This window comes from Gilvirhabdus luticola, from assembly GCF_040117515.1.
Classification (GTDB): Bacteria; Bacteroidota; Bacteroidia; order Flavobacteriales; family Flavobacteriaceae; genus Gilvirhabdus; species Gilvirhabdus luticola.
The window spans coordinates 791,939-810,548 of the sequence record NZ_JBEEEN010000001.1; the positions used below are offsets into that span (position 1 = coordinate 791,939).

14 protein-coding genes are annotated in these 18,610 nt (G+C 32.1%); 10 read left to right on the forward strand and 4 right to left on the reverse strand.

What is annotated here, in order from left to right:
• Positions 1-4 precede the first annotated feature (4 nt).
• Positions 5-1,180, forward strand: a complete 1,176-nt coding sequence (locus AAFP94_RS03620; protein WP_316660440.1) for a GNAT family N-acetyltransferase — start codon at positions 5-7, stop codon at positions 1,178-1,180.
• Between the two features lie 56 nt (positions 1,181-1,236).
• Here the strand turns inward: AAFP94_RS03620 and AAFP94_RS03625 are convergent, their stop codons facing one another.
• Positions 1,237-2,157, reverse strand: a complete 921-nt coding sequence (locus AAFP94_RS03625) for an SPFH domain-containing protein (protein WP_316660439.1) — start codon at positions 2,155-2,157, stop codon at positions 1,237-1,239.
• On the opposite strand from AAFP94_RS03625, the gene AAFP94_RS03630 reads away from it, so the two are divergent.
• Positions 2,156-2,917 carry a hypothetical protein gene (locus AAFP94_RS03630; protein ID WP_409628063.1) on the forward strand — a complete coding sequence of 254 codons (762 nt, stop codon included), beginning with the start codon at positions 2,156-2,158 and terminating at the stop codon, positions 2,915-2,917. The genes AAFP94_RS03625 and AAFP94_RS03630 overlap by 2 nt on opposite strands.
• 1 nt (position 2,918) lies before the next feature.
• Here the strand turns inward: AAFP94_RS03630 and gltX are convergent, their stop codons facing one another.
• Positions 2,919-4,439 (reverse strand): glutamate--tRNA ligase, encoded by a 1,521-nt coding sequence (gltX, locus tag AAFP94_RS03635; protein ID WP_316660437.1) that lies wholly within the window; start codon positions 4,437-4,439, stop codon positions 2,919-2,921.
• Positions 4,440-4,481: 42 nt separating this feature from the next.
• Entirely contained in the window at positions 4,482-5,531 is a 1,050-nt protein-coding gene (locus tag AAFP94_RS03640) for an alkane 1-monooxygenase (RefSeq protein WP_458256408.1), read from the reverse strand.
• Positions 5,532-5,891: 360 nt separating this feature from the next.
• On the opposite strand from AAFP94_RS03640, the gene AAFP94_RS03645 reads away from it, so the two are divergent.
• The 8 genes from AAFP94_RS03645 (at position 5,892) to AAFP94_RS03680 (ending at position 17,381) form a co-directional block, all read left to right on the forward strand.
• Positions 5,892-9,005 (forward strand): AAA family ATPase, encoded by a 3,114-nt coding sequence (locus AAFP94_RS03645; RefSeq protein WP_409628065.1) that lies wholly within the window; start codon positions 5,892-5,894, stop codon positions 9,003-9,005.
• Positions 8,992-9,411 (forward strand): rRNA maturation RNase YbeY, encoded by a 420-nt coding sequence (ybeY, locus tag AAFP94_RS03650; protein ID WP_316660432.1) that lies wholly within the window; start codon positions 8,992-8,994, stop codon positions 9,409-9,411. Before AAFP94_RS03645 ends, ybeY begins: the two co-directional genes overlap by 14 nt.
• A 63-nt stretch (positions 9,412-9,474) precedes the next feature.
• Positions 9,475-11,352 carry a tRNA uridine-5-carboxymethylaminomethyl(34) synthesis enzyme MnmG gene (gene mnmG, locus AAFP94_RS03655; RefSeq protein WP_316660430.1) on the forward strand — a complete coding sequence of 626 codons (1,878 nt, stop codon included), beginning with the start codon at positions 9,475-9,477 and terminating at the stop codon, positions 11,350-11,352.
• 35 nt (positions 11,353-11,387) lie between these two features.
• Positions 11,388-12,251 carry a class I SAM-dependent methyltransferase gene (locus AAFP94_RS03660; protein WP_316660429.1) on the forward strand — a complete coding sequence of 288 codons (864 nt, stop codon included), beginning with the start codon at positions 11,388-11,390 and terminating at the stop codon, positions 12,249-12,251.
• Between the two features lie 204 nt (positions 12,252-12,455).
• Positions 12,456-12,965: an OmpH/Skp family outer membrane protein gene (locus AAFP94_RS03665; RefSeq protein ID WP_316660428.1), complete on the forward strand. Its 510-nt coding sequence runs from the start codon at positions 12,456-12,458 to the stop codon at positions 12,963-12,965.
• 494 nt (positions 12,966-13,459) lie between these two features.
• Positions 13,460-13,975 (forward strand): RNA polymerase sigma factor, encoded by a 516-nt coding sequence (locus AAFP94_RS03670; protein ID WP_316660427.1) that lies wholly within the window; start codon positions 13,460-13,462, stop codon positions 13,973-13,975.
• 51 nt (positions 13,976-14,026) lie between these two features.
• Complete coding sequence (locus tag AAFP94_RS03675) at positions 14,027-14,974, forward strand: FecR family protein (protein ID WP_316660425.1); 948 nt, start codon at positions 14,027-14,029, stop codon at positions 14,972-14,974.
• A gap of 55 nt (positions 14,975-15,029) precedes the next feature.
• Entirely contained in the window at positions 15,030-17,381 is a 2,352-nt protein-coding gene (locus tag AAFP94_RS03680) for a TonB-dependent receptor plug domain-containing protein (RefSeq protein ID WP_316660423.1), read from the forward strand.
• On the opposite strand, the gene AAFP94_RS03685 is transcribed toward AAFP94_RS03680, so the two are convergent.
• Positions 17,378-18,547: a DNA polymerase III subunit gene (locus AAFP94_RS03685; protein ID WP_316660422.1), complete on the reverse strand. Its 1,170-nt coding sequence runs from the start codon at positions 18,545-18,547 to the stop codon at positions 17,378-17,380. The two genes, AAFP94_RS03680 and AAFP94_RS03685, sit on opposite strands and share 4 nt — an antisense overlap.
• Between the last annotated feature and the right edge of the window lie 63 nt (positions 18,548-18,610).

An 18,610-nucleotide genomic window follows, 5' to 3' on the forward strand; every position in this document is an offset into this window, starting at 1 on the left:
ACGTTTGGTCTTTTTTGTTTTTGTATTGATAAACTTTAAAGTATATAGTTCTGCAGAGCATCTTCCGGATTCTTGGGATAATCTTCCTATTAATGATGTTTTCTTAAAAAGACATTTTTTAGAAGGGTTAGAAAGAGCTTACCCCGATAATATTTCCGTTTACTATATAGGTGTTTTTTCAGATGCGAATATGGTTGGAATAGCGATTGTACAGCGTGTTAAATTGTATGCTAAAGAGATGTTTAGAAACAATAGTTCGACTTTTTTAAAACAGGTATTGAAGTCAACCGTAGCAGGATTTCTAAAAGGCAACATTTTAGTGGTTGGAAATTTAATGCATACAGGTCAACACGGTGTTTATTTCAATATAGAGCAAATACACGTTCCGGAATATATTAATGTTTTGTTTAAAGCCCTTAAAGAAATTCAACAGGATATAAAAACAAACTATAATAAGAAAATACGTTTAATATTATTTAAGGATTATTTCGAGGATGACAAACTATTAGCAGAAGTTCCTTTATTTAAATTAAACGGGTTTTACAAGGTAAAAGTTCAACCCAATATGATCATGAACATTAGATCGAATTGGCAAGTTTTTGAAAATTATGTATCGGCCATGAACACCAAATACAGAACAAGGTATAAAAGAGCATTGAAAAAATTTGGTGTTATTAAACGTAATGAATTAAGCGAATCACAAATTGAAGAAAATCACAAGGAACTGTATAAACTCTATTTAAATGTCTCAAACAATGCTTCATTCAACACATTTATTCTGCCCGAAAATCATTTTTTGATTTTGAAAAGACAACTAAAAAACAATTTCAAAGTTTTTGGATACTATCTAAACAATCAGCTTATAGGATTTTATACTTTGATCCTTAACAATTCCGTTCTTGAAACTTATTTTTTAGGTTATGACGAGGAACATCAATATCAAAATCAACTTTATTTAAACATGTTGTACGATATGGCTAAATATGGTATTAACAATAAGTTTTCTTCAGTAGTTTACGCCAGAACAGCCATGGAGATTAAAAGTTCAGTTGGCGCAAAACCCAAAGAGATGTATATGTATATGAAACATACCAACAACTTTGCCAATATGATTTTAAGGGTTGTATTCAATCTACTAAATCCAAAGCGAAACTGGGAAGAAAGACATCCTTTTAAATAGAAAAACGCCAGAAAAGTGTCTCCAGCGTTTATCCTTTTACTAATAAAAGAACCAGACTATTCTTTTTTCTTATTAGAGCTTTTCATGGCTTCACCTATTTGATTACTTGCTGTAAAACTGGCCACCATATCGTTTAGCATATTGCTTCCTGCTTGAGGAGAATTAGGTAAAAGAATTAAGTTACTATTAGTTTCGCCGCCAATAGCCTGAAGCGTATCATAATGCTGTGTAACTACTATTAAAGCAGACGCTTCTTGAGAATTGATACCAACTTTATTCAACACTTCTACAGACTCTTCAAGTCCACGAGCGATTTCTCTTCTTTGGTCAGCTATCCCTTGACCTTGTAATCTTTTGCTTTCGGCTTCAGCTTTTGCTTTTTCAACAATTAAAATACGAGCTGCATCGCCTTCAAATTGTGCGGCAATTTTTTCACGTTCAGAAGCATTGATTCTATTCATTGCTTGTTTAACCTGTGGATCAGGATCAATATCAGTAACAAGCGTTTTAATGATGTCAAAACCATAGTCAGACATGGCATCGTTTAATTCTGCCTTCACTGCAAGAGCAATGTCGTCTTTTTTCACAAACACGTCGTCTAATTTCATTTTTGGAACTTCAGCCCGAACCACATCAAACACATAAGATGTAATTTGATCGTGCGGATAATCTAGTTTATAGAAAGCGTCATAAACCTTATCTCTTATCACTTTGTATTGTACAGATACTTTTAACCTTACAAACACATCGTCTAAAGTTTTGGTTTCGATAATAACATCTAGTTGTTGGATTTTTAAACTCAAACGCCCGGCAATCCTATCAACTAATGGAATTTTAATATGCAATCCAGAATGGCGAATACTTTGAAATCGACCAAAACGCTCAATGATTACTGCCGTTTGTTGCTTAACTATAAAGAAAAGCGAAATAAAAATAATTAAACTAATAAAGATAATAGGGATAAGATAAAAGTTCATGGTTTTATTATTAAATGGTTATGAAAAATTAAGATACAAAATTTATGCTATATTTGATTTGCTTATCAAAATCATTATGCAACAACAACTTTATACCCTATTAGTAGCTTTATCTATAGGGTTTGTTACACCAATTTTAGGCCAACATGGTAATTATCAAATTAGCAACGGCTTTGGTGTTATGGGAGGAATAACACAATATGACATTGTTACTGATAATTTCATCACAACAAAAGGTAATGGTTTTATTGGAGGAATGAGCGCAACGGCAGATCTTCCACATAGATGGTACAATGTTAGTTTCGGCATGCAGCTTTCAGAAAATCATCTAGAAATTTCAGGTAGAGGTGCTAGTCTTGGACCTTCGGGACAGGAAATTGAATACAAATTGTTTGCTGCTCAAGTGGCTTTATTGATGCATGTAAAAGTTATCGAGAATCATTTTTTAATAGACCTTGGCCCAATGATTCAGTATAATGGTAAGATGGAACTTAAAGATAAAAACCAGGAGAATTATTTTATAGACAATTATACAAATCTAACAGCTAAAGATATCACAAACATTTCCCAATTTCATTTCAATGGCGCAATTGGGGCATCGGTTGGAGTTAGGCAATTCAAGGTCAAGGCTCAATATATTTATGGTTTCACAAATATTTTGCAAAAACTTAATAAAAAAGATTTAGACACTTCTGGAATGGAAGATGATTTTAAAGGAAATCAATCTATGCTGGCTCTAACAGCAATTTTCACTTTTTAGCTCAAGCTAAAGTATTAATTAAATTTTCAATGCGGATTATGCTTTCTTCTTTGTTAATCATTGACATTATTTGAAACAAATCGGGACCTTTTAAGTCACCAACCAAAGCCAAACGCAGTGGCAGCATAACTTTACCAAAACCAATTTCTTTTGAATTAATCCAGCTCTTAATTTCTGATTGCAGGTTTTCCGAAGAAAAATCGTGAATTGAATTCAAAACAGAAATTAATTCATTCATAATAGCTTCAGAATCTTCTTTCCATGCTTTTTTAGCCGCTTTCTCATTGAGTTCTGTTGGAGTCACAAAAAAGAAATAACTTAAATCCCAGAAATCTGAAATAAAACTTGCGCGTTCCTTTACTAAATCAATAACCATTGAAATGTAAAAATCATTTACGTCTTTTAGTTCTTCACGTATTTTTTTAAACTGTTCAGCTAAAACACGACTTGATTGTTTTTGCATATAATGGTGGTTATACCATTTTGTCTTTTCTGGGTCAAACCTAGCGCCAGATTTATGAACCCTATCTAAATCAAAAGCTTCAATAAGCTCTTCTAAGCTGAACACCTCTTGTTCCGTCCCTGGATTCCAGCCTAAAAATGCTAAAAAGTTAATAACGGCTTCCGGAAAGTAACCATCTTCTCGGTAGCCCCTTGAAATTTCATCTGTTTTATGATCTTTAAAGGCTAACGGAAAAACAGGAAAACCTAATTTATCGCCATCTCGCTTGCTTAATTTGCCTTTTCCTGTTGGCTTTAATATTAATGGTAAATGTGCAAACTCTGGAGCACTCCAACCAAAAGCCCTATATAGCAAAACATGTAAGGCCAAAGAAGGCAACCACTCTTCACCACGAATTACATGGCTTATTTTCATTAAATGGTCATCCACAATATTAGCCAGATGATAGGTTGGCATACCATCACTTTTAAATAAAACCTTATCATCTAATATGTTTGTGTCAATTTGAATATCACCGCGAATAATATCATTTAGATGAAGTGTTTCATTTTGTGGGTTTTTAAACCTGATCACATAGTCGTCGCCATTCGAGATACGTTTATTCACTTCTTCGTCAGAAAGGACTAAAGAATTCACCAAACGACCTTTTTCTCTATTGTGCCAATTATAAATAAATGTTTTTCCTTTAGCCTCATGGTCTTTTCTATGAAAGTCTAATTCTTCTGAAGTATCAAATGCATAATACGCATTTCCGTCTTTTACCAATCGTTCAGCATATTGCTTGTAGATATACTTGCGCTCACTTTGTTTATAAGGACCAAACTTTTCATTCTTTCCAGGGCCTTCATCAAAAGAGATTCCACACCAATTTAAGGATTCAATAATATATTCTTCTGCACCTTCCACATACCGGTTTTGATCTGTGTCTTCTATACGAAGAACAAAAGTTCCTCTATGTTTTTTTGCAAACAAATAATTAAATAAAGCAGTACGAACACCTCCAATATGTAAAGGTCCCGTTGGACTTGGTGCGAAACGCACGCGAACATTTGTATTCATGCAGAAAATTTTCAACAAAGATAAAACGATAATTATTAATTGCTAGGGTTGTACAGCAATCATTTCTCGAGGAATTCGTTTATTCATAATTTTAAACCACAGCGGTGGGAACAATGCCAAAACCATTGAAGTTGGATAACCAAAGGGCATTTGCGGACTTGTATCATGGCATTCTAATATTTGGTATTTTTTTGAAGATTTATAGTGATGATCGCTATGTCTCGTGAGCTCATATAGCACAATTCTCCCTACAATATGATTGGAGTTCCAGGAATGTATTTCCTTAACACGTTCATATCTACCAGAAGATGTCTTTTGTCGCGTCAAACCATAGTGCTCAATATAGTTGACCGTTTCAAGAAGTAAAACACCAACAACGGCACTCAATACTGTAAAAAGGAGGCCGATTTCCCCAAAAAAGATGTAAACAACAACCAAAAACAAAGCGTTAAGGACAATATACCAAAACATATCATTTTTTAGTGACAGAAATAGGTAGTTATTATTCTTCAATAATTTTAACTGAATTCGCCATGCATTTATATATTGCCTAAAAATGGAACCTATCCAAAATGAATAAACAGGCTGGTTATATCTAGCCGTTGCAGGATCCTCTCGGGTAGCTACGTGTAAATGATGACCAAAGTTATGCTCGATATAAAAATGCATGTAAAGCGCCGGCAACAATAGTATTTTGCCTAAAAACCGTTCGTTTGTTGATTGCCTATGTCCTAGTTCGTGACCAACATTTATCCCGTTAGTTCCTAATACCATTCCAACCGATAGAACAGCACCTACAATTTCATAAGTCTTTAAAGTGTTTGACACAACAATAAACAATGAAAAAACCAACAAACCATAAACAATAGGGATATTTAAATACAACAACCAATCAAAAAGCAAATTAATGCTTCTTTGGTCTTGTTCTACATCAGAATAATAGGTGTTCTTTTGAGGCAAGAGGATTTCAAAAACTGGAATAATGCCAAAAGCATAAACAGGAGTTAAATATGTCCAGATGCCTTGAAAATATATGCCCAGAAATGCAGTAACAGGAATTGTTAGAGCGGCAAGATACTTTAAATCTCTAATTGTATTTATAAAAATAGTATTCATTTTTAACATAAGGTTACCAAATTTAGTGATTTAAAGAACAAAATAAAATTGTAGTTTAGTGAGTTGTAATGCTATAACATAAGTGTTTTGAGTAGTTTTAATAATATTTTAAACAAGTTAGAAAACTTTATAAGACGTTTTTATATAAATGAACTTATTAAAGGCTCAATAATGTTCTTTGTTGTAGGTTTCTTGTATTTATTAACAACCTTGTTAATTGAGTATTTTTTATGGCTCAACACAAGCGGAAGAACACTTTTATTTTGGTTGTTTATAATAGTTGAGATTGGACTGCTTTTTAAATTTATTCTCGTTCCTGTTTTAAAACTATTTAGATTGAAAAAGGGAATAGATTACGAATATGCTTCAAAAATTATAGGAAACCATTTTCCTGAAGTCAATGATAAGCTTTTAAACCTTCTACAGTTAAATAAAGACAGAAATCAATCGGAATTATTAATTGCAAGCATAGAGCAAAAATCTTTACAATTAAAACCAATTCCGTTTAGGCTAGCAATAGATTTTAAAAATAGCCTTAAGTATCTTAAATATACTACAATCCCAATTATTATTCTGCTTGTGTCTTTTGTTTTAGTTGATAAGAACTGGTTTAGTGATAGTTATAAACGAGTGGTACACTACCAAACGGCTTATGAGCCACCAGCTCCTTTTCAATTTTATGTTTTAAACGAAAATTTAACGACAAACGAAAATGTAAATTTTAAACTCGTTGTTAAAACATTAGGCGATATTGTGCCAGAAGCACCTCAAATTGTGTTTAACGGTGAATCATATTATTTGCAACAAAACTCAACTAATGAGTTTGAATATCTGTTTTCCCAACCAAAGGAAAATGTTTCGTTCAAGCTGTTTGCAAATAATGTGACTTCAAAAGAATATGAATTAGAAGTGAATAGCGTTCCCGCGTTGTTGAATTTTGAAATGAATTTAGATTACCCTTTGCACACGCATAAGAAGGATGAGATTATTAAAAATACAGGAAGGGCTATAATTCCGGAAGGAACAAAAGTTTCTTGGCAACTCAGAACTAAAGCAGCAAGTAAAGTCAATTTATACTGTGAAGACACCTTACAATTTCAATTTGATGCAGCCAACGCTTTTTCTGCCTCTAAAAGTTTGTATAGAAATTTCAGCTACAGTATAAATTTGAGTAATGATAAACTTAAAGATTACGAAAGCCTAGCTTTTAATATTGATGTAATTAAAGATGAATACCCTGAATTAAAGCTTAAATCAGAAATAGACTCATTAGATCATCAAACACTTTATTTTTATGGGCAGGTAAGTGATGATTATGGCTTAAGAAAACTTAATCTGGTATATTATCCAATTGAAGACGAAGCTCAAAAGCAAATCGAAGAAATTCCCTTAAACGGCTCTAATCTTGATGATTTTATTAGTGTTTTTCCAGACAACCATAATCTTGTTGAGGGCATTTCCTATAATTTATATTTCCAGCTTTTTGATAATGACGTCATTAATAACTTTAAAAGTGTGAAAAGCAAAATATTCACTTTTAGAAAGCTAACCAAAGAAGAAGAAACTCAAAACAAACTTCAAGAACAAAGTCAAACGATTAACGAATTAAGCAAGTCACTAAAAAAAATAGATGAACAAGACAAAAGACTAGAAGATTTTTCTAAAACTCAAAAAGAAAAACAAGAACTTAATTTTAATGATAAGAAAAGGTTAGAAGATTTTATAAAACGCCAAAAACAGCAGGACGAAATGATGAAAAACTTCAACAAAAGATTGAAAGACAATTTAGAAGATTTTCAGAAAGAAAACGAGGAAGAAGACACTTTTAAAGAGGATTTAAAAAATCGTTTAAACGAAAATGAAGAACAGTTAAAACAGGACGAACAACTGCTTAAAGAACTTAAAGAATTACAAGAAAAAATCAATAAAGAACAGTTAACAGAAAAGCTTGAACAACTTGCAAAACAAAATAAAAACAAAAAAAGAAGTTTGGAGCAACTTTTAGAGCTCACCAAACGGTATTATATTGGTAAGAAATTAGAAAAATTACAAGAAGAATTAGAAAGCCAAGCTAAAGAGCAGGAAAAACTATCTAACGAACGGGAAGAAGACAATACTAAAGATAAACAAGATGAGCTGAATAGGAAGTTTGAAGATTTTCAACAAGAAATGGAAGAACTTAAAAAAGAAAACCAAGAATTAAAAAAGCCTTTAGATATTAACGAATCAGAAAGAGACGAAAAACAAGTAGAAGAAATGCAGCAGAATGCTTCTGAAGAGCTTCAAAAGAAAGAGGAGTCAAGTGATTCCGATGAAAAACAAAAAACACAAAACAAAGCAAAACAAAATCAGAAAAGAGCTTCAGAAAAAATGAAACAGATGGCTCAAAAAATGGCTCAGGCCATGCAAGCCGCTAGCGGTGAACAATTAAATGAAGACACAGAAATGTTAAGGCAGATTCTAGACAATTTGGTTTTGTTTTCTTTTGAGCAAGAAACTTTAATGAACCGTTTTAAGACTATTGAAATTAATCACAGTAAATATCCTTCTTATTTGCGCAAACAAAGTAATTTAAGAGAGCACTTTGAGCATATAGATGACAGTTTATTTGCCTTATCATTAAGACAACCAAAACTATCTGAAACGGTTAACAAGGAAATAATTGAGGCTTTTTACAACATTGATAAATCACTAGAAGAGCTTGCAGAAAATAGGCTTTATTCAGGAGTTGCAAGTCAGCAATACACCATTACTGCGGCAAACAATTTGGCAGATTTTTTAAGCAATGTATTGGATAATCTGCAGCAACAATTAAATCCTGCGCCAGGGCAAGGAGGAGATGGGGATATGCAACTTCCTGATATTATTATGAGCCAGGAACAATTGAATAAAAAAATGGAAGAAGGAATTAAAGATGGAGAAGACAATCCTAAAAAAGATGGCGATACTAATGAAGGAGAAGAAGGTAAAGAAAAAAAAGAAGGAGATAGAGAAGGCAATAAATTGGGTGAAGGGCAAAATAATAGTGAACAGCTTAATGGACAGCTATATGAGATTTATCAAAGCCAACAAAAGATTAGGCAAGAATTAGAAGAAAGAATTGCCAAGGACGGATTAAAGGGTCAAGCAGGTAATCTTCTTAAGAAAATGGAGGACATTGAACTCGAGCTATTAAATAAAGGGTTTACTAACCAAACATTGGAGAGAATGATTAAGCTACACCATCAACTTTTAAAGCTTGACAAGGCGACATTTCAACAAGGCCAAGATAATAAACGCGAATCCCAAACCAATAAAAACATTTTTAACGAAAACCCCAACAGTAAAATTCCTACCGCAAAAGAATATTTCAACACTACAGAAATATTAAACAGATACGCATTACCTTTGCAACCCAATTACAAAGAAAAAGTCAAAGAGTACTTTAATAAGGAGAATGATTCAATTTAATTTTGAAACCCAATTTACTTTACAAAATTCTGAAAAAATTAATCAGTGGATTTCTAGTGCTATCATTGCCGAAAACAAAGTTGAAGGCGACATTTCTTACATCTTTTGTGATGATGATTATTTACACAAAATTAATCTGGAATTTCTTGGTCATAATTCACTAACAGATATTATTAGCTTTGATTATACTGTAGGAAAAATAATACATGGCGACATATATATTTCTGTTGAAAGAGTAAAGGAAAACGCTCAAATTTTTAAAAATAATTTTGATGATGAACTGTGTAGAGTTATTATACATGGAATCTTGCATTATTGTGGATATAGGGACAAAAGCAATAGAGAGCGAACAGAAATGAGGGCTAAAGAAAATGCATATCTCAAGAAACTTAAATCAATTATGTAAATTGAACTATATTTGCAAACCGTTTTTTAATAGTCTAAACGTTATGTTTCACGTGGAACAATTATGAGTTTATTTCAAGATATATATGATGTCATTGTAGTCGGAGCTGGTCACGCTGGTAGTGAAGCTGCTGCTGCTGCCGCAAACATGGGCAGCAAGACACTGCTTATCACAATGAATCTACAAAACATAGCTCAAATGTCATGCAATCCGGCCATGGGAGGAATTGCTAAAGGTCAGATTGTACGTGAAATTGATGCTCTTGGTGGTTATAGTGGAATCGTTAGTGACACTTCGGCGATTCAGTTTAAAATGCTGAACAAATCTAAAGGTCCTGCTATGTGGAGTCCCAGAGTACAGAGTGACAGAATGAGGTTTGCTGAAGACTGGAGGTTAATGCTTGAACAAACGCCTAATCTTGATTTTTATCAGGAAATGGTTTCTGGACTCATTATAGAGGGCGATAAGGTTGTTGGAGTTAAAACGTCACTTGGTTTATCAATTAAAGCCAAAACGGTAGTTTTAACTAATGGCACTTTTTTAAATGGGCTAATTCACATTGGCGATAAAAACTTTGGCGGCGGAAGAGCCGGCGAGAAGGCCGCTACAGGAATTACTGAACAATTAGTTGATTTAGGGTTTGATTCAGGAAGGATGAAAACAGGCACACCTCCTAGAGTAGATGGTAGATCTTTAGATTATTCTAAAATGTTAGTTCAATCAGGCGATAAGAATCCAGAAAAGTTTTCATATTTAGACGTCACCAAACCTTTAGAAAAACAGCGAGATTGTCATATGACATATACTAGTCCAGAAGTTCACGATTTGCTTCGTGAAGGATTTGACCGCTCACCAATGTTTAATGGAAGGATAAAAAGTATCGGACCGCGTTATTGCCCTTCTATTGAAGATAAAATTAATCGTTTTGCTGACAAAGAACGACACCAGCTTTTTATAGAACCGGAAGGTTGGAATACGGTTGAGGTATATGTTAATGGCTTTTCGACGTCACTTCCCGAAGACGTTCAATTCAAGGCCTTACGGTCGGTTTCTGGTTTTGAGAAGGTTAAATTTTTCAGACCAGGTTATGCTATTGAATATGACTATTTTCCTCCAACACAATTAAAGCATTCTTTAGAAACTAAAATTATTGATGGCCTATTTTTCGCAGGTCAAATAAATGGAACTACAGGTTATGAAGAAGCAGCATCACAAGGTTTGATGGCCGGTATTAACGCTAGTTTAAAAGTTCAAAACAAAGAATCCTTCACATTAAAAAGAAACGAAGCATATATTGGTGTTTTAATTGATGACTTAATTACCAAAGGAACAGAAGAACCTTATAGAATGTTTACCTCAAGAGCCGAATACAGAACCTTGTTGAGGCAAGATAATGCAGATACTAGGCTAACACCAAAAGGTTATAAAATAGGTTTGGCCAGTGAACTCCGTTTAAGGAGAATGGAAGAAAAAAAGTCAAAGTCTTTTGGTTTTGTTAATTTTTTCAAGGAAACTAGCGTTAGGCCAGAGGATGCAAACCCAGTTCTAGAGCGAAACAATTCTTCGCCAATGAAACAATCTGACAAGATGTTTAAAATATTTTCAAGACCTAACATCTCAATAGATGATATGAGAGAATTTGAATCTGTTGAGAACTATATTAAAGAGAACAATCTAGATGATGAGGTTATAGAACAAGCTGAAATTCAGATTAAATATTCTGGTTATATAGAAAAGGAAAAGAATAATGCTGACAAGTTAAATAGACTTGAAAACATTAAAATCCCTTCTAATTTTGATTATTCACAAATAAAATCCATGAGTTTTGAGGCCAGAGAGAAATTAAAAAATGTACAACCCTCTACAATCGCTCAAGCTTCAAGAATAAGTGGAGTTTCTCCAAATGACATTTCTGTCTTATTGGTTTATATGGGTAGATAATATTACTTCGTTCCACGTGGAACAATTTAAGTTTAATGACGAACAATAAACAAACATTATCAGTTAAAGATCATTCGGTTTCCCAAGAAATGTTTCAATTATTATATAATGAAGATTATAAAATGTTTGAAACTTTTCCAAAACCAACTCTCGAGAACCTCTTGCAATACTACCAAAGTGAGGATTATATTTCTCACACAGATTCCAAACGGAACCTTTTTGAAAGAACGTATCAATTCGTTAAAAGAATTTCCTTAAAAAGAAAATTGAAATTAATTAGCGCCTACGCTTTTAGTAATAAAACGCTGCTAGATGTTGGTTGTGGCACGGGAGAATTTTTGCATATTGCACAAAAAAACAATTGGCATGTTACAGGCGTTGAACCTAACAAAAAAGCCAGAACAATTGCTAATAAAAAAAACAACGATCAAGTATTTAATATAGATATGCTGTCTAAATTGCACAAGGAAAGTTTTCAGATTATTACTCTTTGGCATGTTTTAGAGCACATCTATGATTTAAATGAACTTATCAAAACACTAGAAAGTCTATTAATTCAAGAAGGCGCAATTATTATAGCCGTTCCAAATTATAAGAGCTATGATGCAGGTTACTACAAAGAATTTTGGGCAGCTTATGATGTTCCAAGACATTTATGGCATTTTTCTCAAGAATCTATTCATAAGCTATTTAATGACTTTAACATGCATGTTGAAAAAGTTAAGCCGATGTTTTTCGATGCATTCTACGTGAGTTTACTTTCGGAAAAATACAAATCAAAGAAAATGAATTTGTTAAAAGCATTTTTAGTTGCAACATATTCAAATTTAAAAGCTATTAAAACAAAAGAACACTCTTCTTTGTTATATGTCATAAGAAAGAACGCGAAAAGCAATTAGATGAGCTTATTTTCTATAAAAATCGCTAATCAATACAGATTGTCTTTAAAAAATTTATCATTGATTTAAAAGCCTTATTTAAGCCCATAAACAATAGATTATTTCTATTGAATATTTAAAATATATTGAATAATCTAATTGAAATTAAAAATGAATAATTAGGCATCTTATGTTTACATTTGCAAAAACTTAAATTAAAACTTAATGAAGAATTTATTAGCAAGTATAATATTGGTTTGTTTATTCATGTCATGCCAACAACAAAAAATAGGTTTTGTAGATAACGTAAAGTTAATTAATGATTACCAAGAGAAAAAGGATCTAGAAAACAAGCTTCAAATCAAAATCAATGCTTTTCAAAAAAGGACAGATAGTTTAAGGCAAGCCTTTCAATTAGAAATTAATGAGGCCGAATTAAAAGCTCGTAAAATGTCTCAAACCGATTTGCAAAAATTGTCACAAGAGCTTCAACAAAAAGAACAGATTTTATCTCAAAGAGTTCAATTTGAGCAACAACAAATCACACAGGAAAGCCAATCTACAAACGATTCTCTCATAAAAAAGGTAAAAAAGTTTGTTCAGGATTATGGAAAAACGAATGGCTACACCTATATTTTAGGAAGTAACGAAGCCGGAAGCGTGATGTTTGGTCAAGACGAAAACGATCTTACACAAACTATTCTCGATGCTTTAAACAAATCTTATAAAGAATAATTTTTTTCAGAGGCCATAAGTGATGTAAAATAAAAACCTCCGTTTAGTTATAAACTTAACGGAGGAAAATAATAAAAGGCCTCTCTCGTCTTTTATTCTTTTTTTAGAGTAGGTGTGTTTACATAGATAAATATTTTAAAATTTGCGATAAAGACTTATAGTTTGGGGTCTTGCTTTATCGCAATTATTAATTTCTTTATTATTAGTAACACAATTTCTATTTTAACAAAAAACAGAAATTGCTCCTAATATAATTGTAGGCAAAAAAAATAAGATTTGGGTTTTGGAGCTTTTGCAAACTAAATAATAACATTTGGGATGGTGCTTACACACAATATTATTTAGTTTAACAATTAACTTTTGTGCTTTTCAAAAACTGATATTTAAAACACTCAAGTTATATGTATAACAGTTATAAAATAAAACACCCTACTTTTTTCTTTAATTTTTTCTTTAATTTTGAAAATAACTTGAAAAATAGCATTTTCTAAAAAATGAATATAAAAGCCAAATCTGTCTGTGAGGACAATGCCTACAAAGATCTTTTTGACCTACACTCCAAATCCTTACGGAATTTTATTTACTATAAATGTGGCGATATACAACAAGCCGAAGATATTGTTCAAGATGCGTTTATAAAACTGTGGGATAACTGTTCTAAAATTGTGTTCGAAAAAGCAAAATCATTTTTGTACACAGTAGCGAGAAATAATTTCTTGAACGAAGTAGCTCACAAAAAAATAGTTTTACAACATCAATCAAATTATAAAAACGATAGGACCAACGAATCTCCAGAATTTTTATTAGAAGAAAAACAATTCATGGAAAAGCTAGAAAGGGTCATAGCTGATTTACCCGAAAAACTACGTGAAGTTTTTCTGTTAAGTAGAATTGATAAAAAGAAATACGCAGAAATAGCTGAAATGCTGGATATATCTGTAAAAGCAGTAGAAAAAAGAATGAGCCAAGCCTTATTAATATTAAGAGAAAAGATTGATAATAATATATAAAGTAGGGTAAATCGAGATTTAAATGTTTTAGTATTATAGAATTTTATAAAAATGGATAAACAATTTTCTAAAGACAGCTTTTTAGCGCGTTGGGTTTCTGGCGATTTATCTTCGCAAGAACTGGAAGCGTTTAAAAAGTCAGAAGATTTTGTTGTTTTTAATAAAATTAATGAAGCCTCAAAAAAGCTAGAAGCCCCAATCTTCAATGCCCAAGGTCTATTTAATAAGATACAAAAACAAAAATCTACAAAAACCTCTCAAGAAGAAACTAAAGTTATAAGACTGATTCCTTCTTGGGCCTACGGCGTTGCGGCATCTATAGTTATTGCATTAGGTGTTTTTTACTTTACAAATATGCAATCAGAATTTAACACAGAATATAGTGAGCAATTGGCTGTAGTGCTGCCAGATCAATCTAAAGTTGAACTAAATTCTAATTCTCATTTATATTTTAAAAAATTACGTTGGAATTCAAATAGAGAAGTTAGTTTAGATGGTGAAGCCTTTTTTGATGTAGAAAAAGGATCCACTTTTAGAGTAATTACTTCAGAAGGAACAATTGAAGTTCTTGGCACAGAGTTTAATGTAGTTTCAAGAGATAATTATTTTGAAGTACTATGTCATGAAGGCAAGGTTCAAGTTGAGAATATAGATAGTGGGCAAAGAACGGTTTTAACCAAAGGGAAAGCAGCTAGATTTGTGAACAATAGCCTTGAATCTTGGGATTTTAATCAGTTGAAACCAGATTGGTTAAGCGGCGAAAGCACGTTTAAAAATGCTCCTTTATCTCAAGTTATTATTGATTTAGAAAACAAGTACAACATTAACTTTGATGCATCGAATATTGATAAAGACAAAAGATTTACTGGAGGGTTTACACACAAAGATCTAAATTTGGCTTTAAAAACAGTATTTACCCCAATGGAAATTTCATTTACTGTAAACGAAAAAAACATAATTGTCTTAAATTCAGCGCATAAAATTCAAAGAGATAAGTAAATTTTATTATTATTGTTATAAATTGTAAAGCCCTTTTTGCAAACAACAGCAATAAATGAAATTTAAACTAGCTCTACTTATTTTTTTCTGTTCGTTTTATCTTGCCTCTCAAGAAAAGGTTTCTGTTAGCTATTCAAATACTCCATTAAGTGAAGTAATTTCAGACATAGAGACAAAGTTTGACATTAGATTATCGTTTAACCCGCAATTGACTTCAAATCAATATGTTACCTATCAAAATATTAGTGTTTCATTGTTAGAATTATTTATTGAAATTGAAGGACAAACAAGCATTCAATTCGATAAAGCCAATGATAGATTTTACCTTATAAAAAGACAAGCCGAACTCAATTTATCCAATACTCAAGAGCTAGATGAAGTAGTAATTAAAGAATATATTACATCTGGCGTTAAAGAAAACTTAAATGGGTCTATCAGCATTTCTCCGAAAGAATTAGGGATATTGCCAGGACTTACTGAACCAGATGTATTACAAAGTATTCAATTAATACCAGGTGTTCAAAGCCCAACAGAAACAGCTTCAGGACTATATATAAGAGGAGGAACACCAGATCAAAATCTAATATTATGGGATGGAATAAAAATGTACCAATCAGGACATTTTTTTGGCACCTTCTCGGTGTTTAATCCGTATATAACAGAAGATATTAAACTCTTTAAAAGAGCAACAAATGCTGAATATGGCAATAGAATTTCAGGAGTTGTAGATATTACTTCAGATAATAAAATCACAGATAGTCTTCATGGTGGTTTTGGATTTAACATGACACACTTTGACGCCAATCTTAAAATACCGGTGAGTAAAAAGTTTTCTTTATTAGTGTCAACAAGAAGGTCATTTACAGATATATTTAACACACTTACATTTAGAAATCTTTCAGAAAGGGTTTTTCAAGACACAAAAATTTCTGAAGGGAATAAGGTTTTTGAAGATGATGAAGTGACTACAACTAAAGACCTATTCTATTTTTCAGATTTTACAGTAAAAGCAATAATCAAACCGAGTGATAATGATCAGATAACAATTAGTAATTTATTTACCAAGAACAAACTGGATTATGGTTTTTTAATAGAAGAATATGAAGAGGCTTCTCAAGACAAGCTCGATATAGAAAATTTTGGCACTAGCATATTGTGGAACCATAATTATTCAGAAAATTTTTATCATTCCTTGAGTTCTTATTTTTCGAAATACGATTTAGAGTATGTTGGTTCTAATAGCATTACAGACGAATTTAGCAATGAACTTAAAAAACTTAATGGGATTGATGATTTTGGGCTTTCATTTGATACAGACTGGAAAATAAATACAACATCTGAAATTGGCATTGGATATCAGTTTTCAACAAACAAAGTAGATTATACTTTGAGCTTTAAAGATAGTGAAAGCCCCGAAGATGATTTTACCGAGATAAATTCTGAAATAAATAACATCCACGCTTTTTATGGAAGTTATCAGCTTAAAAAGGAGAATAAATGGCTACTAAATTTAGGTGTAAGATCAAATTATATTTCAATATTGGATAAGATTTTTATTGAGCCTAGACTACTATTTGAAGCTCAATTACATAACAATTTAAGATTTAAATCATCTTTAGAACGACTTCATCAATCTGTAAGTCAGGTGGTTGAATTTAATACTCAAGAGTTTGGTCTCGAAAATCAAATCTGGGTACTTTCCAATGGTGTTAATGCTCCTTTACTTAAAAGCACACAAATTACTGCTGGATTTGTGTATAATAAGAATGGATGGAATATAGATATAGAAGGCTATTATAAAAACATTGGAGGATTAACATCATTTACAATAGGATTTAATAATGCAGATGAGTTATTTTCACAAGGGGAAAGCAAGGTTTTAGGCTTGGATTTGCTTTTAAAGAAAAAGATAAATAATTATAGAACTTGGTTAAGTTATTCATTAACTAATAATGAGTTCACTTTTAATGACATAAACGACGGCGAACCATTTCCCGGAAATTTTGACATAAAACATTATTTAACATGGGCTCACACGTATGAATGGAATAAATTTCATGTTTCTTTAGGGTGGAATTTAAGATCTGGGACGCCATATACAAAAGCACTAGGAGTTGTAGAAACAGATGATGGTTATGAAATTGAGTATGATAAAATTAATAGTGATAGATTACCTTTTTATCAAAGACTGGACATTTCAGGAACATACAAATTCAATATTTCTGAAAGCGAAAGATGGAAAGGAAAACTAGGCTTCTCTTTGATAAATGTCTTTGACCGTAAAAATACTTTGAGTAGAACTTACGAGAAAAGACAAAGCACTACAGATAATACAGAAATATTGAGAGAGATTAACAAAACCTCATTAGGAATAACACCTAATTTGGTTTTTAGAATAGAGTTTTAAACACTTTCTTTTTTTGAAGATTTTTTATGGAGTAGCCGAGTAAGTTTAATAGATAAATCTGTTAAAATTATCTTTGCATTTCCATTTCGCTCAATGTGATAAATAGCATTTTGAAACTCTTTAGCTATCTCTAAAATATTTGCATCATGTATAAAAGGAGCAAATTTTTCAAGCTTAAAATCTTCAGATTTTGGCTCAAAAAACACAAGCTCTTTTGCTTTATAGTTAAGCAACATAGCTTGTCTAAAAAGATTTTGGCAGAAATGTAAAAATTGTTTTTGAGTTTCTCGTCCAGTACGTGAAATTTCCTCACTCCATAATAGCAAATCATGTATTGCAGCCTTATTTCCTTTGGCTTTAAAAGCACTTCTTACCCAATAAACAAACCATTTTTCAAATTGTATTTCTTCAGAGTCCTGATAGACTAGATCACACGCCTTATTATAGTTGCCATTAGCCTGATGTGCTATTTTTGAAGCAATGTTTGCATCCAACTCATAATTTTTAATTAAACCTTCTTTTATCTCATTTTCAGATAAAGCTGGAAAATATAGCGTTTGGCATCTTGATTTTATAGTGCTAATAATTTGTTCTTCATCTTCTGCGATGAGTATAAAAACGGTCTTTTGAGGAGGTTCTTCAATAAGCTTTAAGAGCTTGTTGGCACAGCTGGAATTCATTTTTTCAACCATCCAAAGAATCATAATCTTATAACCACCTTCATAAGACTTTAGAGTTAGGGATTTTACAATTTCACCAGCTTCGTCTACTCCAATTTGTCCTTGTTTATTTTCAACACCAAGAAGTTTATACCAATCAAACAAATTACCATAAGGTTGCCTCAAAACGAGTTGCCTCCATTCTTCTAAAAAATGACTTGAAACGGGATGACTCTTTATTTTATGATTTGTTGTTACTGGAAACGCAAAGTGCAAATCGGGATGAGTTATTTGATTGAATTTTAAATTGCAGTATTTGTTTCCAGTATTATTTTCCCCATTATTGTTTTGACACAAAAGATATTGCGAATAAGCAATGGCCATCGGCAAAGTTCCACAACCTTCGGGCCCTATAAATAATTGAGCATGAGGAATTCTACCCTTATCGATACTGTTTGTGAGGTAATTTTTAATATAGTTTTGACCTAAAATATCTGAAAAAAGCATAAAACAAAGATATATGAAATCATTTATCTACCCGCAGGAAATCCGATATTAAAAGCAAGTTGT